The sequence below is a fragment of the Methylobacterium sp. A52T genome (assembly GCF_053346095.1).
In genome coordinates, this window is sequence record NZ_JBKFBI010000032.1 from 20042 (window position 1) to 46446 (window position 26405).

Consider the following 26405-nt stretch of genomic DNA (forward strand, 5'->3'; position numbering starts at 1 on the left):
GAACCCGGATCCGCTTCGGCGGCAGGCGCACCGGCGCCGGCAGGTCCACGTCGAGCAGGACAGGGCGGATCGGCTCTCGAACCGGAAGAGCGCCCGCGCGAATAGGCTCCCCGCGGTGCTGAGAGCGCGGACAAGACGATCGCGCGAACGGCCCCGCGTCCCCGCCTAGGAGCTCACCGGCGCGCCCTGCAGGTCGTCCGACGTCGTCTCCGCGTGGATCAGCGTGAGCGTACTGACCATCGCCCGGCTCGCCTTTCCGGTCGCGCCCGACGGCAGCGTGTCGCTGAAGACGATCACGTCCGGCACCTTGTAACGTTCGAGATGGGCCGATGCCCAGCGCCTGAGTTCGTCCGCCGACAGCGCGCGGTCAGGCTTCAGCACGACGACCGCGTGGATCGCCTCGCCGAGGCGCGGGTCGGACACGCCGGCGCACAGGGCCGCCGCGATGTCCGGATGCGCGCACAGGGCGTTCTCGATCTCCATGGGGGCGATCTTGTTGCCGCCCCGCGCGACGATCTCCTTGGAGCGCCCGACGAGCTCGACGTGACCGTCCTGGCGCAGGCGCGCGAGATCGCCTGTGCGGAAGTGGTCCGCCTCCAGCGCGGAGCGCGTGAGCTCGGCGCCGTCGAGATAGCCGAGCATGCCGCAGGCAGTTCGGATCCGCAGCTCGCCGGTCTCGCCCGGAGCGGCGAGCGCGCCGTCGTCCCGGACGATGCGGAACGACACGCCCTCGGTTGGCATGCCGATCGACCCAGCCTCCGAGACGTCCCGCGGCCGGTGACAGAAGTCGCAGGAGCCAGTCTCGGTCGAGCCGTAGAGGTCGACGAGCTCGGCCTTCGGCCATCCGCCGCGGACGGCTTGCGTCAGCGACGGGCTGAGCGCCTCGCCGCCGGTCAGCACCGCCCGCAGACGGGCGGCCGGCGGGACACCGTCGGCCAGCAGAGCTCGCAGCATGGTCGGCACGACGGCCAACACCGTCGCCTCCGTGGCGAGCAGGCCCTCGAGCGTCGCGGGCGTGAACTTCGGGACGAGGACGAGTCTTGCCCCGGAGCGGATCGCCAGAAGGCTCGCCCAGATCCCGAAGATGAAGGTCAGCTGGAGCGGCACCGCGACAACGTCGTCCGGGCGAAAGCCCAGCAGCCGGTCGAGGATCGCGAGCTTGCGCGCCAGGGCATCGTGCCCGAGAACCACGCCCTTCGGCACGCCGGTGCTGCCCGAGGTGAAGACCACGAGTGCGGCCCCGTCCAGGAGCGGCCGCACCGGCGGCGCATCCTCCGCGATCTCCTCCAAGCTGAGCCCGTCGATCCGGAAGCGGGCACGCGTCGCCCGCTCGACCGCCGCGCGGGTGAGCGGTGCGGCGGCCCGGTGCACGGGCACCGCGACCGCGCCCGCCCGCCAGAGGCCGAGCAGAGTCCCGAGATCGAGCGCCCGGTTGCCGATGGTGAGGTGCACCGGCTCGTGCGGGCGCACGCCCGCCGCACGCAGCTGACCGGCGACCAGCTCCGCGTGTGCACCGAGGTCGCGCCCCGACATCCCGGGGCCGGAACTCTCGTCCACCCGGCTGCTCGGGCGGCCGAGTCCCGCGCCCAGGGTCTCCGCCAGCGCCCCGGTCACGATCCGGCTCCCGGGAAGCGGCTGTCGCGCCACGCTAGCGCCGCCTTGAGACCCTGCGACCGGGCGATGTCCATGAAGGCCCGCTTGTCCGGCGAGCCCTCGCCCTCGATCAGCAGGTCGATGTCGAGGGCCGTCTCCAGGGCCTCCAGCATGCCCCGCGCCTCGATCGACCGGTTGATCGCTCGCTTGGTCTCCTTGACGAGGTTCGGGTCGATCGCCGCGATGTGCCGGGCGAGGTGCAGCGCGCTGGCGTCGAGGTCGGCCGCCGGCACCACCCGGTTGACCATGCCGATCTCGTAGGCGCGCCGCGCCGGGATGCGGTCCTCGCCCGTGAGGATGATCTCCTTGGCGATCTTCGGACCCACGATCCAGGGCAGGATCATCACCACGATGCCCGCGCCGAACTTCAGCTCCGGCTCCCCGAAGAAGGCGTCCTCGGCCGCCACGGTCACGTCGCAGGCCAGTGCCAGCTCGCAGGCGCCCGCGAGGCAGGGGCCGCGCACCGCCGCGATGGTCGGCTTCGGGCAGTGCCAGAAGCGCATCGGCACGTCGAAATCCTTGCGCAGGATCGGGCGCCACTGGCTCACGCCTTCAGGGCGCAGCGCCATCTGATCCTTGAGATCGAAGCCCGACGAGAAGGCCGTGCCGGCCCCGCGCACGATCACGGCGCGGACCGCATCGTCGGCCTCGGCCGCGTCCATCGCCTGCGCGAGCTCGTCCAGCATGGTCGCGCTGATCGCGTTGGTGCGCTCCGGGCGGTTCAGGGTGATGCGCGCCACCGGCGCGAGCGTCTCGTAGGTGATCGTCTTGAAGGCCACGGGTGGCTTTCTCCTCGCTGTCACTTGCGTCCTCCCGCCAGTCGCTTGGCCTCGGGTAGGCGCCGCAGCCGCAGCATCGAAGCGAGACCTAGGAACGGCCCCACGGCCAGCAGCGCGAAGGCGAAGCGCCAGCCGAGGAATGTCCCGGCGAAGGCGATGAGCTGGATGCTGACGAGCGTCAGGAGAAAGCCGAGGCAGGTCTGCACGGTGAGCATCGTGCCGATCAGCCTGCGGTCGCTCAGCTCGCTCACCGCCGCCGAGAACTGCGCCGAATCGGCGATCACCGCGACGCCCCAGAGCACGCCCACCGCCAGCACCGCCCAGGCCGGGCCGCCGAACAGGAAACCCACCGCGATGGCACAGCAGCCGCTGGCCAGCATCGAGGCGCCGGTGACCAGAGTGCGCCCGAGTCGATCGGCCGCCCAGCCGCCCAGCATCGCGCCGAACGCCCCGGCCGCCACCACCGCGAAGGCGGCCAGTTCCGGCGGGAACGGCGGCGCGTTGCCGTAACGCTCACGGAAGCTCGCCGCCATGAAGGCGCCGATCCAGGCCCACATCGCGTAGAGCTCCCACATGTGGCCGAGATAGCCGAGATTGGCCAAGCGCACCCCGCGGTTGCGCCACGCCTCCAGGGCGTTCTCCAGGCGCAGGGGCGGGGCCTCCGACCGGATCGGCCCGAGCTGCACGAAGCGGATCAGGGCCGCCGAGAGGAGGGCGCCCAACGCCGCACCGAGCACCGGCAGGTGCCAGTCGAGCTGGCCGAGGGCCGCGACGAGGTGGGGCAGCGCCGAGCCGAGGGTTAGCGCGCCCACCAGAAGGCCGATCAGCAGCCCCAGGTCGCCCACCGCCCAGGTCGCGGCGATCTTCATGCCGACCGGGTAGACGCCGGCCATGCAGGCCCCCGTCACGAAGCGCAGCAGCGGCACCATCGGCGAGGTCGGCGCGAAGGCCAGCATCAGGAGGTTGGCGAGACCGGCCGCGACGGCGCAGCCGCAGAACAGCCGGCGCAGGTCGAACCGGTCGGCCAGCCCCAGCAGCGCGCTGACCAGGGTGCCGGCGACGAACCCGGCCTGCACGCTGTTGGTGAGCAGGGCCTCCTGGAACGGGCTCAGCGTCCACTGCGTGCGGATCGCGCCGATCGAGGCGGTGGTGGCGAACCACGTCGCCATAGCCGCCACCTCGCTCAGGAGCAGCAGCCCGATCGCCATCCGCTTTGCGCTGATGGTCGCGCTGTCGGCCGAGTCAGGACGTGCCATGGCTAGGCTGCCTCACTTCGCGGCCGTATGGGCCACGAGGGGGCAGCCGCCGTCGGCCATGGGCCGGAACGCCTGGTCGCCGGGGATGGTGTCGACGAGCTTGTAGTAGTCGTACGGCCCCTTCGACTCGGACGGGTCCTTGACCTGGAACAGGTAGAGGTCGTGGATGGTGCGCCCGTCCGCGCGGATCGAGCCGTGGCCGAACAGCGGATCGTCCGTCGGCATCGCCTTCATCTGCGCGACGACGTCGGTGCCGCGATGCGCCTTGTCCTTGTCGAGGGCGGCGATCGCCTTCATCCAGTGGAGCATCGCCGCGTAGGTGCCGGCCTGGTTCATCGTCGGGTAACGGCCACCGTTGCGTGCCGCGAACCGCCTCGCCCAGGTCCGGGTGCCGTCATTGAGGTCCCAGTAGAACGCCTCGGTCAGAGTCAGGCCGTGGGCGACCTTCAGGCCGACCGAGTGGATGTCCGAGATGAAGGCGAGGAGCGCGACGAGCTTCTGGCCGCCGTCGGTGAGGCCGAACTCCGAGGCCTGCTTGATGGCGTTGATGGTGTCGCCGCCGGAATTGGCGAGCGCGACCACCTGCGCACCGCTGCCCTGGGCCTGGAGCAGGTAAGAGGAGAAGTCAGTGCTCTGGAACGGAGCCAGGACGTGTCCGAGGGACTTGCCGCCCGCCTTCGTCACGGCCTCGGTGGCGTCGCGCTCCAGGGCGTGACCGAAGGCGTAGTCCGTCGTGAGGAAGTACCAGGACTTTCCGCCCTGCTTGATCACGGCGCGCGCCGTGCTGTTGCCGAGGGCCCAGGTGTCGTAGGTCCAGTGGACGTTGGTCCGGGTGCAGTTCTTCCCGGTCAGATCCGAGGAGCCGGCGCTCGCGATCAGGAACGCCTTGTCCTTCTCGCTCGCGATGTTCGACACGGCCAGGGCGACCGAAGAGGTCGGTACGTCGACGATCGCGTCGACCTGGTCGACGTCGAACCAGCGTCGCACGATGGCCGCGCCGATATCGGGCTTGTTCTGATGGTCGGCCGAGAGAACCTCGACGCGGAAGCCCCTCGCGTCCGGCTTGAAGTCCTCGACGGCCATGCGCGCGGCCTCGACGGAGCCCGGCCCCGCGATGTCGGCGTAGAGCCCGGACTGATCGTTCAGCACGCCGATACGGAAGGTCGGCAGCGGGTCGGCCTGCGCGACGGACAGGCCGCCCAACGCGATCGCCAGCGCGAATACACCCTTCATGGTCTTTCCTCCATCGGTATGAACGGACTGTGTTTGTTTTTGCCAGTCCGGCGGCAGTGCCGCGCCCAGTGCTACGTCATCACACTCAAGTCTTCCCTGTATGATTTCCGTCCGTGCCGCAGTCGAACGGCGGCGAGAGCTGGCGAGAGCGCCTAGCGATGCACGTCGACGACGACGCGGCCGCGCACCCGGCCCGACATCAGGCGTTCCGCGGTGGCCACAGCCTCTGACAGGCCGATCTCGTCCGTGATCGCCTCGAGCTTGACCGGATCGAGGTCGCGGACCAGCCTGTTCCAGGCGTCGATCCGCTCGGGCCGCGGGCACATCACGCTGTCGATCCCGATCAGGCTGACGCCGCGCAGGATGAAGGGGGCCACGCTCGCAGGCAGGTCCATGCCCTGCGCCAGACCGCAGGCCGTCACGACGCCCCGGTACTTCATGGCGGCGCAGACGTTCGCCAGCGTGTGGCTACCGACCGCATCGACGGCCCCGGCCCAGCGCTCCCGGGCGAGCGGCCGGCCCGGATCCGAGAATGTCGCCCGGTCCAGCACCTCCGCTGCGCCGAGGCGGCGCAGGTAATCGGCCTCCTCAGGACGGCCGCTCACCGCCACGACCGTGTAGCCGAGGCGCGACAGGAGAGCGACCGCCGTGCTGCCGACGCCACCGGCCGCGCCGGTGACGACGACCTCGCCCTTGTCGGGGGTGACGCCGTGGCGCTCGAGGGCGATCACGCACAGCATCGCCGTGTAACCGGCAGTTCCGATCGCCATCGCCTGCCGTGGCGTAAGCGCCTCCGGCAACGGCACCAACCAGTCGCCCTTGAGCCGCGCGACTTGCGCCAGCCCGCCCCAATGGGTCTCGCCGACGCCCCAGCCGTTGAGGACGACGCGGTCGCCGGCCTTGTAGTCGTGATGCCGGGACTCGCGGACGGTGCCGGCGATGTCGATGCCCGGCACCATCGGAAACTTGCGCACGACCGGGCCTTTCCCGGTGATCGCGAGCCCGTCCTTGTAGTTCAACGTCGAGTAGACGACATCCACGGTGACGTCACCCTCGGGGAGCTGCGCCTCGTCGATCTCACGCAGGCCGGCGCGGTAGCCCGCCTCATCCTTCTCGATCAGGATCGCCTTGAACATTCGGGGCACTCCGCGGGGCGCTCAGCGCGTAAGACAGGTCAGGAACAGGGTGGCGAAGAGGTCGAGAGGCTCGGGGCTGCGCTCGAGCTTGGCGCGCAGGACCGCGCCTTCCCAGCCGATCCAGAAAAACGCCGCCAGCGCAGCGCAATCGGCATCCGCGGCGATCTCGCCGGCTGCCTGGGCTTCCCGGAGACAGCGCTCCGTCCGCGCCTGCCAGTCGAGGAGGACGCCATGCAGACGGTCCCGGAAGAGCTCGGGCAGGGCGCTCATCTCCTGCCCGAGATTGCCGACGACACAGCCGCGACGGAACTCGTAGCGTGCCATGCCGGCCTTCGCGTCGGCGACGAAGTTCCTGATGCGCTCGATCGGGGTCGTACGCTCATCGAGCAACCAGCGGTCGAGCTTGCGCGCGAAATAGGCTGCGTACGCCTCGATCAGTTCGGCGCCGAAGACGTCCTTGCTCGCGAAGTAGTGGTAGAACGAACCTTTCGGCACACCCGCGGTGCGCAGGACCTCTTCGAGGCCGGTTGCCGAGTAGCCCTTCTCCGATAGCAGCGCGACGCCCACCCGGATCAGGGCCGCCCGCGACGTGCCGTAGGCCGGCTCAGGCCTAGGTGGCCGACCTCTCTTGCGCGCGGTGACAGCCGAGACCGAATCGGGCTTCATAATTTAGAAATAGACCGGTTTATTATTAAATGCAACGCGCCTCGGGATCCTGTCAGGTCGCGTTCCGTGCGCAGCTCTCGGGAGGACCAGCGACGAGCTGGAAAGCGCCGTTCGGTCACCTGGGTTTGGGACGCACTGCTGCCGGACCCTGGCTGCGAGCTGGGAAGCTGACCGAGGGCTTGGCGCCCGTCACGGCCATGCGGCGATCGACGGCGGTATTCCGGAAGCGGACATCGTCTCGCGCTGGATGATGGACTCCAGATGTGCGCGAAGCATCGTGGAAGGTGTCGGGCAGAGGCGTGTGGCTGGGAGGATGCGCGTCGATCCGCTCGGAGAACAGAGTCGGGCCAGCGGGCACGGCTCGGTGCTCGGTTCCGATCCAGCTGACGGCGGCCGGGATCTGCGAGAAGTCAGCTCGATGGCAGGAGAGGTCACGCCATTGGCCTCGAGAGCCTTGGCGCCTTCGGGTCGCAGACGGCGACCTGTCCGAGCGCCGGCTGGATGCTGCCGACGGTCGCTGACGCCCTCCCTTGAGGCCTCCCTCGCTTTGGGGATACTGGATACATAATCTCGTTTGGGAGAGGGGTCAGATGGCGCGACTGAACGTCAACGGCGTCGTGCGTGAGGTCGATGCCGAGGCCGACACCCCGCTCCTCTGGGTCATCCGCGAGCAGATCGGGTTGACCGGCACCAAGTACGGCTGCGGCATCGCCCAATGCGGCGCCTGCACCGTGCATATCGACGGGGCGGCCGTCCGCTCCTGCTCCGTGCCGCTCTCGGCGATCGAGGCGGGGCAGAAGATCGTCACGATCGAGGGGCTAGCCCCGGATGCCCGCCATCCGGTCCAGCAAGCCTGGGCCGAGCTCGACGTGCCGCAATGCGGCTTCTGCCAGCCCGGGATGATCATGGCCTCGGCGGCGCTGCTCGCGCAGAACGCGCGTCCGAGCGAGGAGCAGATCCGCCAGGAGATCACCAACATCTGCCGCTGCGGCACCTACAACCGTGTGCTCGCCGGCATCAAGATCGCCGCCGAGCGCGGCCAGTCCGGCTGACGGGGGGAGAGCAGATGAGCCTCGAATCCAAGGCCGCCCCGCAGGCTGCCCGCCCCAGCCGCCGCACGCTGCTCGCCGGCGCCGGTCTCTTCACCCTCGGCTTCCACATCCCGTTCGCCGCACGGGCCGCAACCCTCGACGCGGCGCCCACCGCGCCGGAGGTCAATGCCTGGGTCGTGGTGAAGCCGGACGAGACCGTGGTCATTCGCATCGCCCGTTCGGAGATGGGCCAGGGCACGCTCACCGGCCTCGCGCAGCTCGTCGCCGAGGAGCTCGACTGCGACTGGGCCAGGGTCACCACCGAGTATCCGAGCCCGGGCCAGAACCTCGCCCGCAAGCGCGTCTGGGGTGATTACTCGACCGGCGGCAGCCGCGGCGTGCGCGATTCTCATGAGTACGTGCGAAGAGGCGGCGCCGCCGCCCGCACGATGCTCATTGCCGCCGCCGCGAAGGGCTGGGGCGTACCCGCCGCCGAGTGCCGCGTCGAGCGGGGCGTGATCACCCACGGCCCCTCCGGCCGCAGCATCACTTACGGCGCCGTCGCCGCGGAGGCGGCCAGGATCGAGCCGCCGAAAGACGTGGTGCTCAAGGATCCGAAGGACTGGACCATCGCCGGCAAGCCGCTGAAGCGGCTCGACACCCTACCCAAGCTCGACGGCAGCCAGGTCTACGGGATCGATCTCAAGCTGCCGGGGCTGCTCAACGCCGCGATCCGGGACTGTCCGGTGACCGGCGGCAGCGTGAGGAGCTTCGACGCCGCGGCTGTGTCGGGCATGCCCGGTGTCCGAAGAGTGCTCCAGGTCGGCGACAGCGCGGTCGCGGTGGTGGCCGACACGTTCTGGCGCGCCAAGACAGCCCTCGACGCCCTCCCGGTCGTCTGGGACGATGGCCCGAACGCGACGGTGTCCAGCGAGACCATCGCGGCGACCCTGCGCGAGGGACTCGACGCCGAGCAGGCCTTCGTCGGCAACAAGGCCGGCGATGTGGCCGGCGCCCTCAAGGGCGCCGCCAAGGTGGTGGAGGCCGTCTACGGCGTACCGTTCCAGAATCACGCCACGATGGAGCCGATGAATGCCACCGCGCTCTGGACGCCGGAGCGCTGCGAGGTCTGGACGCCGACACAGAACGGCGAGGCGGCTCTGGCCGCGACCGCCGACGCCGCCGGGCTGCCGGCCACGTCGTGCGAGGTCTACAAGATCCATCTCGGCGGCGGCTTCGGCCGGCGCGGCGCCACGCACGACTGGGTGCGTCAGGCGGTGCTCATCGCGCGGGAGATGCCGGGCACGCCGGTCAAGCTGATCTGGACCCGCGAGGAGGACATGACCCATGGCCGGTACCATCCGGTCACGCAGTGCCGGATGCGCGCCGCCCTCGACGGGAACGGCAACCTGACCGGCCTGCACATGCGCATCTCCGGCCAGTCGATCCTGGCCTCGGTCGCCCCCCAGCGCATGGTCGAGGGCCGCGACCCGGTCACCTTCCAGGGTCTCAACCCCGGAGGTCCGGAGGCCGCGATCGGCTACACGATCCCCAACATCCTGGTCGATCACGCGATGCGCAACCCGCACATCCTGCCGGGCTTCTGGCGGGGCGTGAACCTGAACCCGAACGCCATCTATCTCGAATGCTTCATGGACGAGCTGGCCCACGCCGCCGGGCAGGACCCGCTCGCCTTCCGGCTGAAGCTGATGGACAACCATCCGAAGCACCGGGCCGTGCTGCAGGCGGTGGCCGAGCGGATCGGATGGGCCAGCAAGCCGCCCGCGGGCGTCTACCGCGGCATCTGCCAGACGATGGGGTTCGGGAGCTACGTCGCGGGCGCGGCCGAGGTCTCGGTCTCCGACCAGGGCGAGCTGAAGATCCACCGTATCGTGGCGGCGACCGACCCCGGCCACGCGGTCAACCCGCAGCAGATCGACGCGCAGGTGGCGGGCTCCTTCGTCTACGGTCTCTCGGCCGCGCTGTACGGCGCCTGCACGGTGAAGGACGGGCGCATCGAGCAGACGAACTTCGACAGCTATCCGGTGATGCGGATGGACGCGATGCCGGCGGTCGAGGCCATCCTGATGCCGTCCGGCGGTTTCTGGGGCGGCGTCGGCGAGCCGACGATCGCGGTCGCCGCGCCGGCCGTGCTCAACGCGATCTTCGCTGCGACCGGCAAGCGCGTCCGCCAGCTTCCGCTGAAGGACACGGATCTCCGCCGGGCATGAGGGGACGGGCATGAGGGCGATGACGCCGGCGCTCGCGCTGCTCGCCGCCCTCGCCGGGGGAACGGGCGCGGGCGCCGCCGGGATGCGGCCGCCGCCCGGCGCCTCGTCCTGCACCGGCTGCCACGCCGAGGGCTCCGCGATGGGCGCGCTCGCGGGGCGGCCGGAAGCCGAGATCGTCGGCGCCCTCGATGCCTTCCGGACCGGCGCGCGCCCGGCGACGATCATGAACCGCATCGCCAAGGGGTTCGGCGCGCAGGAGAGCCAGGCCATCGCCGCCTGGTTCGCGGCGCAGGGATCGCGGTGATGCGCGCGCCTTCTCCGACCCGCCGCGCCCTGATCGGCGGAGCCGCGGCCACCGCGCTGGCGCGCCCGGCCCTCGGTGGCGCAGCGCCGCGCGTCGTGGTCGTGGGCGCCGGGTTCGGGGGTGCCACGGCGGCGCGCTGCCTCGCCGCGGGCGGCGTCGACGTGACCCTGGTCGAGGCGGCCGAGCGCTATGTCGCCTGCACGGGCAGCAACGCGGTCGTCGTTGGCCTGCGCGGGATCGAGGCCCAGACCTTCGGCTACGAGGCCCTCGGCCGGGCTCGGCTCCGCTTCGTGCGCGGAACGGCGGATGCGGTCGACCCGGCGGGGCGCCGGGTGACCCTCGGCGACGGCACGACTCTGCCCTACGACCGCCTGATCCTCTCGCCGGGCATCGCGCTGCGCTTCGACGCCGTGCCGGGCTACGACGCGAAGGCCGCCGAGGCGATGCCCCATGCCTGGAAGGCCGGGGCGCAGACGGTGCTCCTCGCCCGCCAGCTCGAGGCCATGCCGGAGGGCGGCACGGTGGTCCTCTCGGCACCCGCCAACCCGTATCGCTGCCCGCCCGGCCCCTACGAGCGCGCGAGCCTGATCGCGCATTTCCTGAAGACCCGGAAGCCGCAGGCGAAGCTCGTCCTGCTCGACGCCAAGGACACGTTCTCGAAGCAGAAACTGTTCGAGGCGGCCTGGGCGAAGCTGTACCCGGACATGCTCGAATACGTGCCGCTCGCCTCGGGCGGTGCGGTCACGGAAGTCGACGCCGCCGCGATGGTCGTTCGCACGGACTTCGCCGAGTACAAGGCCGATGTGGCGTGCATCATCCCGCCCCAGCGGGCCGGCCCCATCGCGGCGCAGGCCGGCTGCGCCGACCGCAGCGGCTGGTGCCCGATCGATCCGGTGACCTTCGAATCGCGCCTCGTGCCGGGCATCCATGTCATCGGCGACGCGGCGATCGCAGGGGCGATGCCGAAATCCGCCTTCTCGGCGAACGCGCAGGCCAAAGTCTGCGCGCAGGCGGTGATCGACCTGCTGGCCGGACGGGAGCCCGAGAGCCCGAGGCTCATCAACACCTGCTGGAGCCTCGTCGCACCGGGCAACGGCATCTCGATCGCGGGCGTCTTCCGCCCGACCGACGGCCTCCTGGCGGACGTTCCGGGCGCCGGCGGTATCAGCCCCCTCGACGCGCCCGACGCGGTGCGCGCGCAGGAGGCGGCCTACGGCGAGAGCTGGTACCGGACGATCACCCGGGACGTGTTCGGATGAGGGAGGGCCGCGTGGCCGCCATGCTCGTGCTGGCAGTCGCCGCCCCGCCGGCGGAGGCCGGGGAGGGCCTGGTCCCCACCGCGATCGTCGGCGACGCCATCCCCGAGAGCCTGACCGGCGCGCCGGGCGATGCCGCGCGCGGCCGGGCCATCGTCGTGGACCGGACCCGCGGGCTCTGCCTTCTCTGCCATACCGGGCCCTTCCCGGAGGAGCGGTTCCAGGGCAACCTCGCCCCGGATCTCGCGGGCGTCGGCGGGCGGCTGGGCTCGGGTCAGCTGCGCCTGCGGCTGGTGGACGGACGGGCCTTGAACCCGGAGACGATCATGCCACCGTACTATAGCCTGACAGGGCTCACCCGCGTGGGGCGGCCGTGGCAGGGGCGGCCGATCCTGAGCGCGGCCGAGATCGAGGATGTCGTCGCCTTCCTGGCGACGCTGCGCGAGGCGGGTCCCGAGGAGAGCCGATGAGCAGGCACAGGAGACGGAGCGCGCGTTCGATGGACCGGCGCGGCGTGCTCGCCGGGGCTGTCGGCACCGCGCTCGCCGTCGCGCTGCGCCCCGCCGCCGCGGCGACGCTCCCGCGCACGGAAACGACGGAATCCGCCATCCGACGCTTCGCGGGTGACAACCCGATCCGACCGGGCCGGGTGACCCTCGACCTGCCGCCGCTCGTGGAGAACGGCAACACGGTGCCGCTCACCGTCGCCGTCGAGAGCGCGATGACGCCCGGGGATCACGTGCGCCGGATCGGGGTGTTCAACGAGAGGAACCCGCAGCCGAACGTCGTGACATTCCACCTGCGGCCGGGCGCCGGCCGCGCGCAGGTCTCGACACGCATCCGGCTCGCCGACACGCAGCGCATCACCGCCATCGCCGAGATGAGCGACGGGACCTACTGGTCGGCGAGCGCCGATGCCATCGTGACCCTCGCCGCCTGCCTGGAGGGCTGACCCCGATGGCCCGCACGCTGATCAACCTGCCGAAGACCGCCAAGCCCGGCGACACGATCACGATCAGGACCCTGATCTCGCACCCGATGGAGACGGGCTTCCGCCCCGGTGCCGACGGCCGCATCCTGCCGCGCAACATCGTGACGGACTTCGTCTGCCGCTTCGAGGACGAGGAGATCTTCCGGGCCGAGCTGTTTCCCGCCTCAGCGGCCAACCCCTACCTGACCTTCACCTGGGTCGCGACGCGCAGCGGCCGCTTCAGCTTCACGTGGCGCGGCGACGGCGGCTTCGATCAGACCGAGTCCGCGGCGATCACCGTGGCCTGAGTCCCGCCGTGCCGCGCCGCTTCGGCTCCCTGCTGCAGACGGCGCTCGTGGCCCTGCTCCTCACCAGCCCTCTCGCGCGGTCGGAGCCGGTCCCGCCGGCCGAGCGACGCTCGGGCTTCGACCAGATGAGCCCCGAGATCCAGGCGATGCAGCGGGACGACGGGGCCAATCCCGGCATGCTCGCGGTCGCGGACGGGGAGGACCTCTGGGCGAAGGCGCCCATCTCCGGGGGACTCGCCTGCGCCGGCTGCCACGGCGAGGCCTCGTCCACGATGCGGGGTGTCGCGGCACGCTATCCCGCTTGGGACGCGCGGACGGGCAGGCCCATCGACCTCCAGTCTCGCGTCAACGCGTGCCGCCGCGAGCATCAGGGCTCCGAGGCCCTCGCCTACGAGAGCCCCGACCTGCTGGCGCTGACGGCCTTCGTCGCCGCGCAGTCCCGCGGGCTGCCGATCGCTCCGCCGGACGATCCCCGGCTCGATCCCGCGCGGGCGGCGGGTCGCGCGCTGTTCGAGGCGCGCCAGGGCCAGCTCGGCCTGTCCTGCGCCATCTGCCACGACGACCATCGGGGTCACCGCCTCGGCGCAGCGATGATCCCGCAGGGCCACCCGACCGGCTACCCGCTCTACCGCCTCGAATGGCAAGGTCTCGGCTCGCTGCAACGGCGCCTGCGCAACTGCCTCACCGGCATGCGCGCCGAGCCCTTCGGGTACGGCGCGCCGGAATACGTTGCGCTCGAACTCTACCTCGCGACGCGCGCCGCGCCGCTGCCGCTGGAGACGCCGGCCGTGCGCCCCTGAGCGAGCTCGGACTGGCCACCGCTCGACGCCGCGCGCACCTCGTCGACCGGCCGCGGTGACCCGCCGGACGGCCGAAGCGCGAACGCCTCGGCCACCAGTCGATCCACGACCGTGGCTCTAGCGGTCGAGCCAGCGCCGCGCTTCCACGGATTCGGCCCCGCGCCTACATACCCGGTATGCCGATCCTCCTGGCGCTCGGCGCCGCCCTGCTGTTCGGTCTCGTGTTCGGCCCTCAGTGGTGGGTGCGCCGGGTGATGCGGCAACACGCCACCGAGAGGCCGGACCTTCCCGGGACCGGCGGCGAGCTTGCCCGCCATCTGCTCGACCTGGCACGGCTCGAGCACGTTCCCGTCGAGATCGCGCAGGCCGACCACTACGATCCGGTCGCGAACGTCGTGCGCCTGTCGCCGGAGAACCATGAGGGCCGCTCCATCACGGCGGTCGCGGTGGCGGCACATGAGGTGTCCCACGCGCTCCAGCACGCGGCGGGGGACCGGCTGCTCGCGGCGCGGGTGACCTTCGCGCCAATCGTGCAGGGCTTCGAGCTTGCCGCAGGCTTGGTGATGATGACCGCGCCCATCATGCTCGCCGTCATCAAATCACCCGCCCTGCTCACCCTACAGGTCGGGTTCGGCATCGCGCTCCTCAGCGTTCGCCTCGTGTTTCACCTCTTGACGCTGCCCGTCGAGCTCGATGCGAGCTACCGGCGGGCTCTGCCCATCCTGGAAACGGGCCGCTTCCTCGACGCTGACGACATGCGTGGCGCCCGCACCGTGCTGCGCGCCGCAGCCCTCACCTACGTGGCCTCGTCCCTCGTGTCGCTCGTGAACATCGCCCGCTTCCGGCGACTCCTCCGGTTCTGAGACCTACCAAACGCGGGTCCGTTCCTGCTCTGCTCGGCCGCGAGCGGACTGCCTTCGATCAGCCAGCCACTGTCACCACCGAACGACCGCTCGAACGTCTCGGAGGGGTGGCTTTGGGACGGTCTGGTCGCGGCCGAAGCTGCCGTGAAGCCGAACACGCGTCGGAACCGCGCGTGGAACAGAGCTGCCGCGTCACGGCGCGCCCCGCGGAACGAAGACACTCGGCCCCGATCCGCGGCGTCCTCGAGCGCCTCACCTCACGCGGCGGCCGCGGCGAGCGTGCTCCGAAGCCGTTCATCGAGTTCGCCAGCGACGCGGTCGACCTGCGGATTCGCGAACTGGCCGAAGGTGCTGACCGGGCGGTCGTACTCGAAGGCGACGCCACCCTCGGCATCCGCACGCAGAAGCACCCGGATCGGCGCGTACAAGGCGGCAGAAACGGCGTGCCGGGTCATCGACGCGGCCGTCAGCGGGTTGCCGATGTCGTACTGGATGGCCTTGCGGCCCAACCCGGCGGTGAGCAGCACATCGCCATGGTCTCGGAAGCCAAAGATCGAGAGCGGCGCCTGCCGTTCGAGGAGGTCGCGCGCCTCGTCCACTCGTCCGGCCTTCAGGAGCTTGGCGTAATCGAGGTCGATGACGGGCACCGAAGCCTCCAAGGCGGATCGGACCGCCTCGAAGGACTTGGCCGAGGAAAGGGTGACGTGCTCGACCGCGATTTTGGTCGACGCGAAGTGGTCGGACATGATCTGATCTCCTGACTTCATGCAGCGGGCGGCTCGCTGGGCGGGCCTCGGTTGCTCGTCCTCGGCCTGTCCGAGTGCTCGCTCAGTTCATGGCCTCAAGCGACCCGAGCTTGACCGTGTTCGTGTCGGCCTCGACCGTAACAGGCGCGTCGGGCAGCCACCGGACGACGCCCGCGGTCGCGAAGCCCCCCTGCTTGAGGACCTGCGCGGCATGCGTCGCGACGTTTCGGCTCCGATAGGCGACGGTGATGGTGGCGGGCGCCTTGAAGGGCTCGACGGAGGCGATGGCCGGCCGAGCCTCCTGCCAGCGCGTGAGGGCCGGTACGAGGAGACCACCCTGCGCACGGACGTCGGCGGCGCTCAGCGCGAGACCCGGCGCATGGTGGGCCGCGCCGATGACGGCGGGGACGGAGAAGGCGCCGTGCGCGGCGGTGTTGAGGGTCACCTCCGACGCGGCGGCCGGCAGGAGGGACGCCACGGTCATCGTCAGCGCGGCGGTGAGGGTGATGGTACGGTGGGTCATCTCTCGATCCTCTCGGTGTGACGGGGTGGCCCGTCTTTCGATGAGGAGGAGATGCGGCCGGGGGCCGCATTCATCAAACAGATGCGGTTGATACCCGGTATCTACGCCGTAAATGATGGGCCGGTTTCGACGGCCGCGATGGCGCGGCCGATGCAGCTCGGAAGTCTGATGGTCCCGCTCGGTCGGATGCCGCATTGTCCGGTCGCCGAGACCAGGGTCGCGAGCCACCGGCGGACCTGACCATGACGATCAAGCACCGTGACCTCGCGGGCATCGACCTGAACTTGGTCGTGGCGCTGGACGCACTCCTGACCGAGAGCAGCGTCACGCGCGCTGCCGCGAAGGTCGGCATCACGCAATCCGCCATGAGCAGCAGCCTTGCCCGCCTGCGCAGGCTCCTCGGCGACGAGCTCCTGACGCGCACGCCGGACGGCATGCGCCCGACACCGCGGTCGCTCGCCCTCGTCGAGCCGGTCCGAGCCGCCCTGCGCCAATTCCAGGGCATCGTCCTCCGGGAGGACGACTTTGCCCCCTCGCAGGTCGAGCGGTCCTTCACGCTCGCCATCCCCGGCAGCGTCGAGGTGCGTCTCATCCCGCGCCTGCTCGCGTTCCTCGCACGCGAGGCGCCCGGCATCCGCCTGCACCTGGTCGGCCTCGATTACGGGAGCGTGCTGGGGGACCTCGACGCCGACAGGATCGACATGGCCGTCGGCATGATCTCCGAGGGCCAAGTCCACCACAAGGTCCGGCCGCTCTATCGCTTCGGCTTCCTGAGCCTGTTCAATCCCCGGTTGCTCGGCGTGAGCGGTCCGCTCTCGCTCGACGACTTCGTCCGCTTCCCGCACATCCTGACGTACCTGACCGGCGTCGGCCCGGGGGTGGTGGACGAGGCGCTCGCGAAGGTGGGCCGGACGCGGAGGCTGGCGGCGACGACGCCGCGCTTCGCCACCGTGCCGTTTCACGTGCAGGCCGCGCCCTTGATCGCCACGATGGCCGACGAGCTGGCCACCACCTTCGCGACCCAGCTCGGCCTGACGACGAGCCCCGTGCCGGTGCCGACCGGGGAGATCGTCATCTCCATGCTGTGGCACGCCTCCTATGACCGCGATCCCGCCCATCGCTGGCTGCGGGAGGTCATGGTTCGCCTGGGACGGGAGGCCGGTAGCGCCCGCGAAGACGCGGTGTAGCTCGTAGCCTCACGCCTCTCGGTCCCTGAGCCACTTTTCCGATTGGGTGCCCCTGGAGGCAGCCAAGGCATCGACGACCCGGACAGGGTTGTCCTCGGCAATCCGATCTTCGAGACAAGGCGGGAACAGCGTCGTCTGATCGCGCTCGGCGCCGACAACGAACCGTCCCATGCCGCCCCCCGGGCGTGCCGGACAAAGCTACCACCATCGCGGTTTCGACACAGCCAGGGTTGCTACCGGCACGGCGGCATGGAGTGGTCTAGAGACGATCTGCTTCTACCACAGATTGGGCCATCCTGCTGGTTCGGCGTCAGGAGCCGATCAACGCGTTCTTTCTCCCGCGCGATAGAAGGCTCGTGGATTCTCCGAAGATGGTCCGGTCTGTGCTTGCCCGTGCTGGCCACCCGATCGTGCCGGTCCCTGTCGTCGCTGGACGCGGACAGACGACGGGATCGCCCCAGTGGAAGGGCGGCGCGCCCTCTTCTTCCACCCCGGTTCCCCCATGCCCGAATGCCTCGTCTTCCGCGTGCCCGCGCAGCATCCCGCCGACGTCTCCGAGGTGATGGGCCTCGTCGCCTCCGGGGCGGTGGACGCGACCGAGATCGTCGCGATCTTCGGCAAGACCGAGGGCAACGGCTGCGTGAATGACTTCACCCGGCAGCTCGCGGTGATGGCCCTGGAGACGGCGCTCGCCACCGCCCTCGGCTGTACGGCGGCGGAGGTCGGAGCGCGGATCGCCCTCATCATGTCCGGCGGCACCGAAGGCGGGCTGTCGCCGCACTTCCTCGTCCTCGCCCGGCGCGAAAGCCCCGCGGTGCCGGAGGGCAAGGCGCTCGCCATCGGAACGGCCTTCACCCAGGAGTTCCGGGCGGAGGAGATCGGCCGGATGGCGCAGGTCGAGGCGACTGCGGCGGCGGTGGGCCGGGCCATGGCAGAGGCGGGGCTCACCGATCCCGCGGACGTGCATTTCGTGCAGGTGAAGTGCCCGCTCCTGACGAGCGCTCGGATCGCCGAGGCGGCCGCCCGGGGCCACGGCGTCGCCACACACGACACCTACGCCTCGATGGGCTTATCCCGCGGCGCCTCGGCGCTCGGCATCGCGCTCGCCCTGGGAGAGGTCGACCGCGAACATCTCGCGGATTCCGCCATCGGCACCCGACGCGATCTCTTCTCCGGCCGCGCCAGTTGCTCGGCGGGGATCGAGCTGATGCGCAACGAGATCATCGTGCTCGGCAACGCCCAGGGCTGGACCGGCCCGCTCGCCATCGCCCACCGGGTCATGGACGACGGCATCGACCTGTCGGCGATTCGGCGGGTGCTCACCGACCTCGGCTTCCTGGAGGCGGCGCAGTTGCCGTCTCATGAGTCGGAGCGCGTGATCGCCCTGCTCGCCAAAGCCGAGCCCTCCCATGACGGCCTGATCCGCGGACGGCGCCACATCATGAACGATGACAGCGATATCAACGCCACCCGGCACGCCCGCGCCCTGGTCGGCGGCGTGGCCGCCGCGGCGATCGGCCGGACGGACCTCTTCGTCTCCGGCGGCGCTGAGCATCAGGGGCCGGATGGCGGCGGCCCGGTAGCGGTCATCGCCCGCGTGGGGGACTGAAGCCGAGCGCGGGGAAGCGGAAGTGCGTCCGCGTTGCTGAGAGTCAGGGACAAAGCCGTTCGGCCCGTCCCCTGCACCGGCCCTCTGCAACCGCACGTTGGTGAAAATCAGGCTGCGAGAGTGGGCGCAATGCCGCAGCAGCGAAATCGGCCTGCACATCGAGGAGCGATGAGGAACAAGCCAAGCCACGGGGACACGGCAGGAGCCATTTCTCCCCGAATTCTTCCCAGGAGAAGCTAGGCAGGCCGCCAGATGCAACTAAGTGCTTGATTTTTTTTGGCGCGCCCTACGGGAATCGAACCCGTGTTTTCGCCGTGAAAGGGCGACGTCCTGGACCGCTAGACGAAGGGCGCTCTGGCTGGGCCGGGGTTCTATAGTCGGACCGGAGACGCCCGGCAACTGTCCAGGCGCGGCACAGGTGCCACAGGTCCCGAGTTTGCAGGTCCTGACTCTGTCGGTCCTGGGTTTGACCGCGCGCCGGGTTGGGGCGATGGAGAGCCATGCCCCAGCCCCCCCCTCGCATGACCCTCGTCCTCGGCGGGGCGCGGTCCGGCAAGAGCGCCTACGCGGAGGGGCTGATCGAAGCCTGCCCCAGCCCGTGGCTCTACCTCGCCACCGCCCAGGCCTTCGACGACGAGATGGTCGACCGCATCGCCCAGCACCGCGCGCGGCGCGGCGGCGCCTGGCGCACCCGCGACGTGCCGCTCGCGCTGCCGGAGGCGGTCGCCGAGGCCGAGGGGCCGGTCCTGGTCGACTGCCTCACGCTCTGGCTCACCAACCTGATCCTGGCGGAGGCCGACGTGGCGGAGGCGACGGCGCGGCTCCTCGCCGCCTGCGCCGACGTCCCGGGCCCGCTCGTGCTGGTCGGCAACGAGGTCGGGCTCGGGATCGTCCCCGACAACGCCCTCGCCCGGCGATTCCGCGACGCCGCCGGCCGCCTCCACCAGCAGCTCGCCGCGCGGGCCGACCGGGTCGTCCTGACCGTGGCCGGCCTGCCGCTGGTCGTGAAGCCGCGAACCTCTGAGACAGGAGCCTCCGCATGAGCGACGACGCCGCGCGCCACCGCGAGAAGATGGAGAAGCGCAAGGCCGTCCAGGACGCCGAGGTCGCGGGCAAAACCCTCGAGAAGGGCCTGCTCCTCGTCCATACCGGCCCCGGCAAGGGCAAGAGCACGGCGGCTCTGGGGTTGATGCTGCGGGCGCTCGGCCGCGGCTGGCGGGTCGGCATGGTGCAGTTCATCAAGGGCGGCTGGGACACCGGCGAGCGCCACGCCGTGGCGGTCTTCGGCGAGAGGGTCGTGTGGCACACCCTCGGGGAGGGCTTCACCTGGGAGACCCAGGACAAGGCGCGCGACATCGCCGCCTGCCGCCACGCCTGGGCGGTCGCCGAGGGCCTGATGGCCGATCCCGCGATCCGCCTGCTCGTCCTCGACGAGCTCAACATCGCGCTGCGCTACGACTATCTCGACCTCGACGCGGTGCTGGCCGCCCTGCGCGCGCGCCGGCCGGACCTGCACGTCGTCGTCACCGGCCGCAACGCCAAGCCGGCCCTGATCGAGGCCGCCGACCTCGTCACCGAGATGGGCAGCGTCAAGCACCACTTCGCCGCCGGCGTGAAGGCGCAGGAAGGGATCGAGTTCTGAGCCCGCCGCGCGCGACGGCGCCCAAGAAGGCCCTGATGATCCAGGGCACCGGCTCCGATGTCGGCAAGTCCCTGATCGTGGCGGGGCTCGCGCGCGCCTTCACCGAGCGGGGCCTGAGGGTCCGGCCGTTCAAGCCGCAGAACATGTCGAACAACGCCGCCGTCACCGCCGACGGCGGCGAGATCGGCCGGGCGCAGGCGCTCCAGGCCCGAGCCGCCCGGGTGGCGCCCTCCGTGCACATGAACCCGGTCCTGCTGAAGCCGCAGAGCGAGGTCGGCTCCCAGGTGGTGGTGCAGGGCCGGATGGTCGCCACCGTGAAGGCGCGCGACTACCAGGCCTGGAAGCCCCGGCTGATGAGCGCCGTCCTGGACAGCTTCGCGCGGCTCGCGGACGAGGCCGACCTCGTCCTCGTCGAGGGCGCGGGCTCGGCGTCGGAGATAAACCTGCGCGCGGGCGACATCGCCAATATGGGCTTCGCCCGGGCCACCGACACGCCGGTGGTGCTGGTCGGCGACATCGACCGGGGCGGGGTGATCGCGAGCCTCGTCGGCACGAAGGCGGTGATCGACCCGGAGGACGCCGCGATGGTCGCCGGCTTCCTCGTCAACCGGTTCCGCGGCGATCCGAGCCTGTTCGCCGACGGGATGCGGCTGATTGCCGAGCGCACCGGCTGGGCGGCGCTCGGCCTCGTGCCGCACTTCCCCGACGCCGCGCGCCTGCCGGCCGAGGACGTGCTGGGCCTCGCCGGCTCGGACCCGTGCGGGCCTGGCTCCGTCACGGTGGCGGTGCCGGTGCTGCCGCGCATCGCCAATTTCGACGATCTCGACCCGCTGCGGGCGGAGCCGAACGTGTCGGTGGTGCTGGTCCGGCCCGGAACGCCGATCCCCGCCGAGGCCGCCCTCGTGCTGCTGCCGGGCTCGAAGACCACGATCGACGACCTGGAGGCTTTCCGCCGGGAAGGCTGGGACGTCGACCTGCGCGCCCATGTCCGCCGGGGCGGCCGGGTGCTCGGCCTGTGCGGCGGCTACCAGATGCTGGGCAACAGCCTCGCCGACCCGCACGGGATCGAGGGGTCGCCCCGCACGGTGCCGGGCCTCGGGCTCCTCGCCGTCGACACCGTGATGACGCCGGAGAAGCGCCTCGCCGCCGTCACCGGCACGAGCCTGCCCGACGGCGTGCCGTTCGCCGGCTACGAGATGCATATCGGCGCGACGGAGGGCCCCGACGCGGACCGGCCGCTGCTGCGCCTCGCCGACGGGCGCCCGGACGGGGCGGTCTCGGCGGACGGGCGCGTGGCCGGGACCTACGTGCACGGCCTGTTCGCCGACGACGCCCAGCGGGCGGCGTGGCTCGCGCGCCTGGGCACCGCCTCGGCGGGCGCCGGCTACGAGGCCGGGGTCGAGGCGGCGCTGGACGGCCTCGCGCGACACATCGCGGCCCATGTCGACTGCGACCGCCTCCTGGCGCTTGCCCGGTAGGCGGGGCGCGGGCCAGGGATTGCTCTGTGTTATGCCGGCCCCGCCACGAAGGGCCGCACGGCCCCCGGAGGAACGCCCATGCCGACCACGCCGTCCCCCGCCGGGGAGGATCTCGCCGCGAGCACCGTCCGGACCGTGACCCTGCGGCTCATGCCGCTCCTCGGCCTGCTCTACCTGATCGCCTATATCGACCGGCAGAACGTCTCCTACGCCAAGCTGGAGATGGTCGGCAGCCTCGGCCTCTCCGAGACCGCCTACGGGCTCGGGGCCTCGCTGTTCTTCCTCGGCTACTTCCTGTTCGAGGTGCCGGCCAACGTCTTCCTGGAGCGGGTCGGCGCGCGGATCTGGTTCGCCCGGATCATGATCACCTGGGGGATCGTCACCGTCCTGCTGGGCTTCACCCAGGGCACGGCGATGTTCTACGTGCTGCGCTTCCTGCTCGGCGCCGCCGAGGCCGGCTTCTTCCCCGGCGTGCTGTTCGCGTTGACCCTGTGGTTCCCGCAAGCGCACCGGGCGCGGATGATCGGCTGGTTCATGATCGCCAGCGCCATCGCCAACGCGGTCGGTGCGGCGATCGGCGGCGCGCTGCTGGGCCTCGACGGGCTCCTCGGCCTCCAGGGCTGGCAGTGGGTGTTCCTGGCCACCGGCGCGCCGGCGATCCTCATGGCCGCGGTGGTTCTGTTCGTCCTGCCGGACGGCCCCGAGACCGCGCCCTGGCTGTCGCAGGCCCAGCGCGACTGGCTCGCCCGCACGCTCCGGGCCGAGCGCGAGGACGGCGGCCACGTCGACCACGGCAACCCGTTCGCGGCGCTCCTCGACCGGCGGGTGCTGATGCTCGCCGGGGTCTACGTCTCCCTGCCGCTCGCCGCCTACGGCCTCGGCTACTGGCTGCCCACCGTGGTCAAGGGCTTCGGCGTCTCGAACCTCACCAACGGCTTCCTCAACATCATCCCGTGGCTCGCCACGGCCTTCGCCCTGTGGTGGGTGCCGCGCCACGCCGCCCGCACGGGGGCGCAGGGCAACGCCCTGACCTGGCACGTGGTCGGGCCGGCGCTGGTCGGGGCGGCGGGCCTCGCGCTCTCCGTCGTCCTGCCGGGCAACGCCGTGAAGTTCGCCTGCCTGTGCGTGGCCGCGGCCGGGACCTTCGCGGCCCAGCCGGTCTTCTGGTCGATGCCCGGGACCTTCCTGCGCGGCGCCTCGGCGGCCGCCGGGATCGCGGCGATCAATTCGGTCGGCAATCTCGGCGGCTTCGTCGCCCAGAACGCCGTGCCGTTCATCCGCGACCAGACCCAGAGCGACCTCGTGCCGATGCTGTTCCTGGCCGCCTGCCTCGCCGTGGGGGCCGGCCTCATGTTCGTGGTGCTTTCCGCCCTGCGCCGCGACGCGGCGCGGCGGGCGGTGCCGACGGCCGCGAGACCGGCCTGAACACGGCCCGGATTCGTGCGTTATCCTTCCTCAGGCCGGCGCGACCGGCAGGATGATGCAGACCCGCAAGCCCGCGGGCCATCGTCGAGGAGGGCACCGCGATGAGTCAGGGATTTCCGCTCATGATCCTCGCCTTCGGGACGCTCGGCGGCATCTGGTTCCTGGCCGCCGCGGCCCGGAAGCAGGTCGCCGACGCGAAGGGGAGCCCGGAGCGCTCCAGCGTGATCCACCATCACGGCGGCGAGCCGCGCCCGAACATGCAGGGCACCGAGCACTAGGATAGCCGAGCACCGGGGCGGCCGCTCCCGCGGCGCAGCTGTCAGCCTGAGGCGATCCGCCGGCAATGGTCGAGGGCGGCGCCGATCAGGTTGTCGCTCGCCTCGGGCGTCCGGAACGCCGAGTGCGCCGACAGGGTGATGCTGGGCAGGTGCGCCAGCGGGTGATCCGCGGGCAGGGGCTCGACGGTGAACACGTCGAGCCCGGCCCGCGCCACGTGGCCGGTGCGCAGGGCCGCGACCAGGGCGTCCTCGTCGAGCACCGCCCCGCGGGCGGTGTTGATCAGCATCGCGCCGGGCTTCATCGCGGCGATCCGCGCGGCCGACAGGAAGCCGCGCGTCGCGTCGGTCAGGAGCAGGTGGAGCGAGACCACGTCGCTCTCGGCGAGCAGGCGGTCGAGGGGGACGAAATCGACGCCGGGATGGGTCTTCGGGGTCCGGTTCCAGGCGAGCACCCGCATGCCCACGCCCCGGCAGAGGCGCGCCATCTCGGCGGCGATCCCGCCGAACCCGACGAGGCCGACGGTCTTGCCGGTGAGCTGGATCCCCTCGGTGCGCAGCCAGGACCCGGCGCGCATCGCCCGGTCCATCTCGGGCAGGCCGCGGGCGGCGGCCCACATCAGGGCGAAGGCGCACTCGGCGACCGCCGTGTCGCCGTAGCCCTTGATGGTGTGGACGGTGACGCCGAGGGCGTCCCGGAGCGCATCCGGGTCCATGTAGCTGCGGGCGCCGGTGCCGAGGAACACGACGTGCTTCAGGCCCGCGCAGGCCCGGGCCACGTCGAGGGGGAGGGCGGTGTGGTCGATCACCGCGGTCTCGGCGCCGTCGAGAATCGCGGGCAGGTCCTGCGGCGCGATTCCGGGATCCGCATGGATCGCGAAGGGCGGATCGTCCGGCCGCAGCAGCCGCCGGGCCACCGCCGCCAGGGTCTCGCTGGCATCCACGAACACGGCGCGCATCGGCGTCTCCCTCATCCAGCCCCGTCCGGCCACGATGCGTCCGGTGCGCGGGCCGTGCCAAGGCCCGATCCGGAATGGCCGCCGTCTTCGCGAGCGGAGCGATCCCGTCGGCGCCACGATATCAGAGGTCGCGCGGCCCTGGCGCGCTCCGCTCCGCTCGCGAGGACGGCTCAGCCGGTGAGCGACAGGCAGAACGCGAGGAGCGCCAGCACGAGCCCGCCCTGGAGCCAGCAGGCGGTGCGGTAGAGGGCCAGAGCCCGGGCGATGTCGTCGGCCGTGGCCGCGTCCCGGCCGTCGCCCATATGGGCGTCCGGGACGAGGGTGCCATCGTAGACCCGCGGCCCCGCGAGCCGCAGGCCGAGCGCCCCCGCCATGGCGGATTCGGGCCAGCCGGCATTGGGCGAGCGGTGCCGGCGCGCATCGCGCATCATCGCCCGGAGCGCCCCCCGGGCGTCGGCGCCGCGCAGGGCCGCCGCCCCGGCGATCAGCAGGCCCGCGAGCCGGGAGGCCGGCAGGTTCACGCCGTCGTCGAGCCGGGCCGCCGCCCAGCCGAAGGCCGCGTAGCGCGGGCTGCGGTGGCCGATCATGCTGTCGGCGGTGTTGACCGCCTTGTAGAGGGCGCCCCCCGGCAGGCCGAGGCAGCCGATCCAGAAGGCCGGCGCCACGATCCCGTCGGAGAAGTTCTCCGCCAGGCTCTCGATCGCGGCCCGGCAGACCGCAGCCTCGTCGAGGCGGTCGGGGTCGCGCCCCACGATCATCGCCACGGCCCGGCGCCCGGCCTCCAGGCCGCCCGCGCGCAGGGCCGTCTCCACGGCGGCGACGTGCTGGTGCAGGCTGCGCTGCGCCGGCAGGCTCGCGCCGAGCAGGCCGAGGAGGAGCAGAGCGGGGAGGGGGCCGGCGAGCCCCGCCAGCGCCGTGACGGCGAGGGCGGCCGAGCCGACCGCGGCGAGGAGCAGCGCCAGCGCGAGGCAGCCGGCGATCCGCCGCCGGCACGCCGAGCCGCGGTTGAGGCCGCGCTCCAGGGCGGCGATCAACCGGCCGATCCAGGTGACAGGGTGACCGGCCGCCCTGTAGAGCGCGTCGGGATAGCCGGCCGCCGCCTCGATCCCGAGGGCGACGGCGAGGACGGCGAGCGTGTCGGCGAACGTACCGGGCAGATGGACCATTCGGTGTGGAGCGTTCCCGCGCGTGAGGCCGCCCCGATCGCGCATGGCGGCGATCTCGGCGGACTCCGACAAGCCTTTCCCGACGCGCCGGAGCCCTGGCTCGACCTCTCGACGGGGATCAACCCGGTCCCCTATCCCGTGCCCGCCCTGGAGGCCAGCGCCTGGGCGCGCCTGCCCGAGGCCGCCGAGGTCCGCGCGCTCCGCGAGGCCGCCGCCGCGGCCTACGGCGCGCCGGACGCCGACCACGTCGTGCCCGCGCCCGGCACGCAGGTCCTGATCGAGACCCTGCCCCGGCTCCTGGCCCCGACCCGGGTCGCCGTGGTCGGGCCGACCTACGCCGAGCACGCCGCCGCCTGGGCGCGGGCCGGGCACGCGGTCGCGGAGGTTCCGAGCGTCGACGCCGTCGGCGAGGCCCGGGTGGCGGTGATCGTCGATCCCAACAACCCGGACGGGCGGACCCATCCCCTGGCCGAGCGCCGGGCGCTCGCCGCGGCGCCCGCCGCCCGGGGCGGCCTGCTGGTCGCCGACGAGGCCTTCGCCGACCTCGAGCCGGTGGAGAGCCTGTGCCCGCACGTCTCCGCACCGGGCTCGGCGCCCGGCACCGTGGTGCTGCGCTCCTTCGGCAAGACCTACGGGCTCGCCGGCCTGCGCCTCGGCTTCGCGGTCGCCGCGCCCGGCACGGCGGCCCGGATCGCCGCGGCCCTCGGACCCTGGGCGGTGTCGGGCCCGGCCCTGGCGATCGGGCGCGCGGCCCTGTCGGACGCGGGCTGGCGCGCTGAAGCCGCCCGCGCCCGGGCCGCGGATGCGGGCCGCCTCGACCGGATGATCGCCCGGGCCGGCGGCCGGGTCGTCGGCGGGACCTGCCTGTTCCGGGCCCCCCGCGGCCCCGCCGGGCCGGACCCCTACCCG

27 protein-coding genes and 1 tRNA gene are annotated in these 26405 nt (G+C 71.8%); 17 read left to right on the top strand and 11 right to left on the bottom strand.

What is annotated here, in order from left to right:
• Nucleotides 1–165: 165 nt before the first annotated feature.
• The 6 genes from ACLBYE_RS10520 to acuR all read right to left on the bottom strand — a co-directional run bounded on the left by ACLBYE_RS10520 (nt 166) and on the right by acuR (nt 6723).
• The gene (locus ACLBYE_RS10520; RefSeq protein WP_447694132.1) at nt 166–1614 is read right to left on the bottom strand and encodes a class I adenylate-forming enzyme family protein; all 1449 of its coding nucleotides are present in this window, start codon (nt 1612–1614) and stop codon (nt 166–168) included.
• Nucleotides 1611–2432, bottom strand: a complete 822-nt coding sequence (locus tag ACLBYE_RS10525; RefSeq protein ID WP_447694133.1) for an enoyl-CoA hydratase-related protein — start codon at nt 2430–2432, stop codon at nt 1611–1613. Before ACLBYE_RS10525 ends, ACLBYE_RS10520 begins: the two co-directional genes overlap by 4 nt.
• A 20-nt stretch (nt 2433–2452) precedes the next feature.
• Nucleotides 2453–3688 carry an MFS transporter gene (locus ACLBYE_RS10530; RefSeq protein WP_447694134.1) on the bottom strand — a complete coding sequence of 412 codons (1236 nt, stop codon included), beginning with the start codon at nt 3686–3688 and terminating at the stop codon, nt 2453–2455.
• A 12-nt stretch (nt 3689–3700) separates the two neighbouring features.
• Nucleotides 3701–4921, bottom strand: a complete 1221-nt coding sequence (locus tag ACLBYE_RS10535) for an ABC transporter substrate-binding protein (protein ID WP_447694135.1) — start codon at nt 4919–4921, stop codon at nt 3701–3703.
• A 152-nt stretch (nt 4922–5073) separates the two neighbouring features.
• Nucleotides 5074–6057, bottom strand: a complete 984-nt coding sequence (acuI, locus tag ACLBYE_RS10540) for an acrylyl-CoA reductase (NADPH) (protein WP_447694136.1) — start codon at nt 6055–6057, stop codon at nt 5074–5076.
• A 21-nt stretch (nt 6058–6078) separates the two neighbouring features.
• Nucleotides 6079–6723: an acrylate utilization transcriptional regulator AcuR gene (acuR, locus tag ACLBYE_RS10545; RefSeq protein WP_447694137.1), complete on the bottom strand. Its 645-nt coding sequence runs from the start codon at nt 6721–6723 to the stop codon at nt 6079–6081.
• A 590-nt stretch (nt 6724–7313) separates the two neighbouring features.
• On the opposite strand from acuR, the gene ACLBYE_RS10550 reads away from it, so the two are divergent.
• From ACLBYE_RS10550 to ACLBYE_RS10590, 9 genes are all read left to right on the top strand, one after another.
• The gene (locus ACLBYE_RS10550; RefSeq protein WP_020095607.1) at nt 7314–7775 is read left to right on the top strand and encodes a (2Fe-2S)-binding protein; all 462 of its coding nucleotides are present in this window, start codon (nt 7314–7316) and stop codon (nt 7773–7775) included.
• A gap of 14 nt (nt 7776–7789) precedes the next feature.
• A complete protein-coding gene (locus ACLBYE_RS10555; protein ID WP_447694138.1) occupies nt 7790–9985 on the top strand; it encodes a molybdopterin cofactor-binding domain-containing protein in 2196 nt (731 codons plus the stop codon).
• Nucleotides 9986–9995: 10 nt separating this feature from the next.
• Complete coding sequence (locus ACLBYE_RS10560; protein ID WP_447694139.1) at nt 9996–10289, top strand: c-type cytochrome; 294 nt, start codon at nt 9996–9998, stop codon at nt 10287–10289.
• Nucleotides 10289–11548 carry an FCSD flavin-binding domain-containing protein gene (locus ACLBYE_RS10565; protein WP_447694140.1) on the top strand — a complete coding sequence of 420 codons (1260 nt, stop codon included), beginning with the start codon at nt 10289–10291 and terminating at the stop codon, nt 11546–11548. Before ACLBYE_RS10560 ends, ACLBYE_RS10565 begins: the two co-directional genes overlap by 1 nt.
• 20 nt (nt 11549–11568) lie before the next feature.
• Nucleotides 11569–12015, top strand: coding sequence for a sulfur oxidation c-type cytochrome SoxX (gene soxX / locus ACLBYE_RS10570; protein WP_447694156.1), 447 nt, complete (start codon nt 11569–11571; stop codon nt 12013–12015).
• Nucleotides 12016–12044: 29 nt separating this feature from the next.
• A complete protein-coding gene (locus tag ACLBYE_RS10575) occupies nt 12045–12497 on the top strand; it encodes a SoxY-related AACIE arm protein (RefSeq protein ID WP_447694141.1) in 453 nt (150 codons plus the stop codon).
• A 5-nt stretch (nt 12498–12502) separates the two neighbouring features.
• The gene (locus ACLBYE_RS10580; protein ID WP_447694142.1) at nt 12503–12823 is read left to right on the top strand and encodes a thiosulfate oxidation carrier complex protein SoxZ; all 321 of its coding nucleotides are present in this window, start codon (nt 12503–12505) and stop codon (nt 12821–12823) included.
• Between the two features lie 8 nt (nt 12824–12831).
• Nucleotides 12832–13623 carry a sulfur oxidation c-type cytochrome SoxA gene (gene soxA, locus ACLBYE_RS10585; protein WP_447694143.1) on the top strand — a complete coding sequence of 264 codons (792 nt, stop codon included), beginning with the start codon at nt 12832–12834 and terminating at the stop codon, nt 13621–13623.
• Nucleotides 13624–13799: 176 nt separating this feature from the next.
• On the top strand, nt 13800–14486 hold the full coding sequence (locus ACLBYE_RS10590) for a zinc metallopeptidase (RefSeq protein ID WP_447694144.1): 687 nt from the start codon (nt 13800–13802) through the stop codon (nt 14484–14486).
• A 257-nt stretch (nt 14487–14743) separates the two neighbouring features.
• On the opposite strand, the gene ACLBYE_RS10595 is transcribed toward ACLBYE_RS10590, so the two are convergent.
• Together ACLBYE_RS10595 and ACLBYE_RS10600 are read right to left on the bottom strand one after the other, a co-directional pair.
• Entirely contained in the window at nt 14744–15232 is a 489-nt protein-coding gene (locus ACLBYE_RS10595) for a DUF302 domain-containing protein (RefSeq protein WP_447694145.1), read from the bottom strand.
• A gap of 82 nt (nt 15233–15314) precedes the next feature.
• The gene (locus tag ACLBYE_RS10600; RefSeq protein WP_447694146.1) at nt 15315–15755 is read right to left on the bottom strand and encodes a hypothetical protein; all 441 of its coding nucleotides are present in this window, start codon (nt 15753–15755) and stop codon (nt 15315–15317) included.
• Nucleotides 15756–15997: 242 nt separating this feature from the next.
• Between ACLBYE_RS10600 and ACLBYE_RS10605 the strand changes: the two genes are divergently transcribed.
• Together ACLBYE_RS10605 and atzD are read left to right on the top strand one after the other, a co-directional pair.
• Nucleotides 15998–16942 carry a LysR family transcriptional regulator gene (locus ACLBYE_RS10605; RefSeq protein ID WP_447694147.1) on the top strand — a complete coding sequence of 315 codons (945 nt, stop codon included), beginning with the start codon at nt 15998–16000 and terminating at the stop codon, nt 16940–16942.
• Nucleotides 16943–17444: 502 nt separating this feature from the next.
• Nucleotides 17445–18551 carry a cyanuric acid amidohydrolase gene (gene atzD, locus ACLBYE_RS10610; RefSeq protein WP_447694148.1) on the top strand — a complete coding sequence of 369 codons (1107 nt, stop codon included), beginning with the start codon at nt 17445–17447 and terminating at the stop codon, nt 18549–18551.
• A gap of 277 nt (nt 18552–18828) precedes the next feature.
• On the opposite strand, the gene ACLBYE_RS10615 is transcribed toward atzD, so the two are convergent.
• A tRNA-Glu gene (locus ACLBYE_RS10615) sits at nt 18829–18904 on the bottom strand.
• Nucleotides 18905–19051: 147 nt separating this feature from the next.
• On the opposite strand from ACLBYE_RS10615, the gene cobU reads away from it, so the two are divergent.
• From cobU to ACLBYE_RS10640, 5 genes are all read left to right on the top strand, one after another.
• Complete coding sequence (cobU, locus tag ACLBYE_RS10620) at nt 19052–19594, top strand: bifunctional adenosylcobinamide kinase/adenosylcobinamide-phosphate guanylyltransferase (RefSeq protein WP_447694149.1); 543 nt, start codon at nt 19052–19054, stop codon at nt 19592–19594.
• On the top strand, nt 19591–20193 hold the full coding sequence (cobO, locus tag ACLBYE_RS10625) for a cob(I)yrinic acid a,c-diamide adenosyltransferase (protein ID WP_447694150.1): 603 nt from the start codon (nt 19591–19593) through the stop codon (nt 20191–20193). Before cobU ends, cobO begins: the two co-directional genes overlap by 4 nt.
• Before the next feature lie 35 nt (nt 20194–20228).
• Nucleotides 20229–21671: a cobyric acid synthase gene (locus ACLBYE_RS10630; RefSeq protein WP_447694151.1), complete on the top strand. Its 1443-nt coding sequence runs from the start codon at nt 20229–20231 to the stop codon at nt 21669–21671.
• Nucleotides 21672–21749: 78 nt separating this feature from the next.
• On the top strand, nt 21750–23096 hold the full coding sequence (locus ACLBYE_RS10635) for an MFS transporter (RefSeq protein ID WP_447694152.1): 1347 nt from the start codon (nt 21750–21752) through the stop codon (nt 23094–23096).
• A 101-nt stretch (nt 23097–23197) separates the two neighbouring features.
• Nucleotides 23198–23374: a hypothetical protein gene (locus tag ACLBYE_RS10640; RefSeq protein WP_010687019.1), complete on the top strand. Its 177-nt coding sequence runs from the start codon at nt 23198–23200 to the stop codon at nt 23372–23374.
• A 41-nt stretch (nt 23375–23415) separates the two neighbouring features.
• Here ACLBYE_RS10640 and ACLBYE_RS10645 read toward each other — a convergent pair whose 3' ends face one another.
• Together ACLBYE_RS10645 and cbiB are read right to left on the bottom strand one after the other, a co-directional pair.
• On the bottom strand, nt 23416–24330 hold the full coding sequence (locus ACLBYE_RS10645; RefSeq protein ID WP_447694153.1) for an NAD(P)-dependent oxidoreductase: 915 nt from the start codon (nt 24328–24330) through the stop codon (nt 23416–23418).
• A gap of 170 nt (nt 24331–24500) precedes the next feature.
• On the bottom strand, nt 24501–25496 hold the full coding sequence (gene cbiB, locus ACLBYE_RS10650; RefSeq protein ID WP_447694154.1) for an adenosylcobinamide-phosphate synthase CbiB: 996 nt from the start codon (nt 25494–25496) through the stop codon (nt 24501–24503).
• On the opposite strand from cbiB, the gene cobD reads away from it, so the two are divergent.
• Nucleotides 25488–26405: threonine-phosphate decarboxylase CobD (gene cobD, locus ACLBYE_RS10655; RefSeq protein ID WP_447694155.1), on the top strand; the 918-nt coding region annotated here is incomplete at its 3' end. The two genes, cbiB and cobD, sit on opposite strands and share 9 nt — an antisense overlap.

Excerpts from the sequence above, each read along its gene's own strand:
- ACLBYE_RS10530 (WP_447694134.1), bottom strand. The coding sequence starts at position 3,688 with ATGGCACGTCCTGACTCGGCCGACAGCGCGACCATCAGCGCAAAGCGG.
- ACLBYE_RS10535 (WP_447694135.1), bottom strand. The coding sequence starts at position 4,921 with ATGAAGGGTGTATTCGCGCTGGCGATCGCGTTGGGCGGCCTGTCCGTC.
- acuI (WP_447694136.1), bottom strand. The coding sequence starts at position 6,057 with ATGTTCAAGGCGATCCTGATCGAGAAGGATGAGGCGGGCTACCGCGCC.
- acuR (WP_447694137.1), bottom strand. The coding sequence starts at position 6,723 with ATGAAGCCCGATTCGGTCTCGGCTGTCACCGCGCGCAAGAGAGGTCGG.
- ACLBYE_RS10550 (WP_020095607.1), top strand. The coding sequence starts at position 7,314 with ATGGCGCGACTGAACGTCAACGGCGTCGTGCGTGAGGTCGATGCCGAG.
- ACLBYE_RS10555 (WP_447694138.1), top strand. The coding sequence starts at position 7,790 with ATGAGCCTCGAATCCAAGGCCGCCCCGCAGGCTGCCCGCCCCAGCCGC.
- ACLBYE_RS10560 (WP_447694139.1), top strand. The coding sequence starts at position 9,996 with ATGAGGGCGATGACGCCGGCGCTCGCGCTGCTCGCCGCCCTCGCCGGG.
- ACLBYE_RS10565 (WP_447694140.1), top strand. The coding sequence starts at position 10,289 with ATGCGCGCGCCTTCTCCGACCCGCCGCGCCCTGATCGGCGGAGCCGCG.
- soxX (WP_447694156.1), top strand. The coding sequence starts at position 11,569 with ATGCTCGTGCTGGCAGTCGCCGCCCCGCCGGCGGAGGCCGGGGAGGGC.
- ACLBYE_RS10575 (WP_447694141.1), top strand. The coding sequence starts at position 12,045 with ATGGACCGGCGCGGCGTGCTCGCCGGGGCTGTCGGCACCGCGCTCGCC.
- ACLBYE_RS10580 (WP_447694142.1), top strand. The coding sequence starts at position 12,503 with ATGGCCCGCACGCTGATCAACCTGCCGAAGACCGCCAAGCCCGGCGAC.
- ACLBYE_RS10590 (WP_447694144.1), top strand. The coding sequence starts at position 13,800 with ATGCCGATCCTCCTGGCGCTCGGCGCCGCCCTGCTGTTCGGTCTCGTG.
- ACLBYE_RS10595 (WP_447694145.1), bottom strand. The coding sequence starts at position 15,232 with ATGTCCGACCACTTCGCGTCGACCAAAATCGCGGTCGAGCACGTCACC.
- ACLBYE_RS10600 (WP_447694146.1), bottom strand. The coding sequence starts at position 15,755 with ATGACCCACCGTACCATCACCCTCACCGCCGCGCTGACGATGACCGTG.
- ACLBYE_RS10605 (WP_447694147.1), top strand. The coding sequence starts at position 15,998 with ATGACGATCAAGCACCGTGACCTCGCGGGCATCGACCTGAACTTGGTC.
- atzD (WP_447694148.1), top strand. The coding sequence starts at position 17,445 with ATGCCCGAATGCCTCGTCTTCCGCGTGCCCGCGCAGCATCCCGCCGAC.
- cobU (WP_447694149.1), top strand. The coding sequence starts at position 19,052 with ATGCCCCAGCCCCCCCCTCGCATGACCCTCGTCCTCGGCGGGGCGCGG.
- cobO (WP_447694150.1), top strand. The coding sequence starts at position 19,591 with ATGAGCGACGACGCCGCGCGCCACCGCGAGAAGATGGAGAAGCGCAAG.
- ACLBYE_RS10630 (WP_447694151.1), top strand. The coding sequence starts at position 20,229 with ATGATCCAGGGCACCGGCTCCGATGTCGGCAAGTCCCTGATCGTGGCG.
- ACLBYE_RS10635 (WP_447694152.1), top strand. The coding sequence starts at position 21,750 with ATGCCGACCACGCCGTCCCCCGCCGGGGAGGATCTCGCCGCGAGCACC.
- ACLBYE_RS10640 (WP_010687019.1), top strand. The coding sequence starts at position 23,198 with ATGAGTCAGGGATTTCCGCTCATGATCCTCGCCTTCGGGACGCTCGGC.
- ACLBYE_RS10645 (WP_447694153.1), bottom strand. The coding sequence starts at position 24,330 with ATGCGCGCCGTGTTCGTGGATGCCAGCGAGACCCTGGCGGCGGTGGCC.
- cbiB (WP_447694154.1), bottom strand. The coding sequence starts at position 25,496 with ATGGTCCATCTGCCCGGTACGTTCGCCGACACGCTCGCCGTCCTCGCC.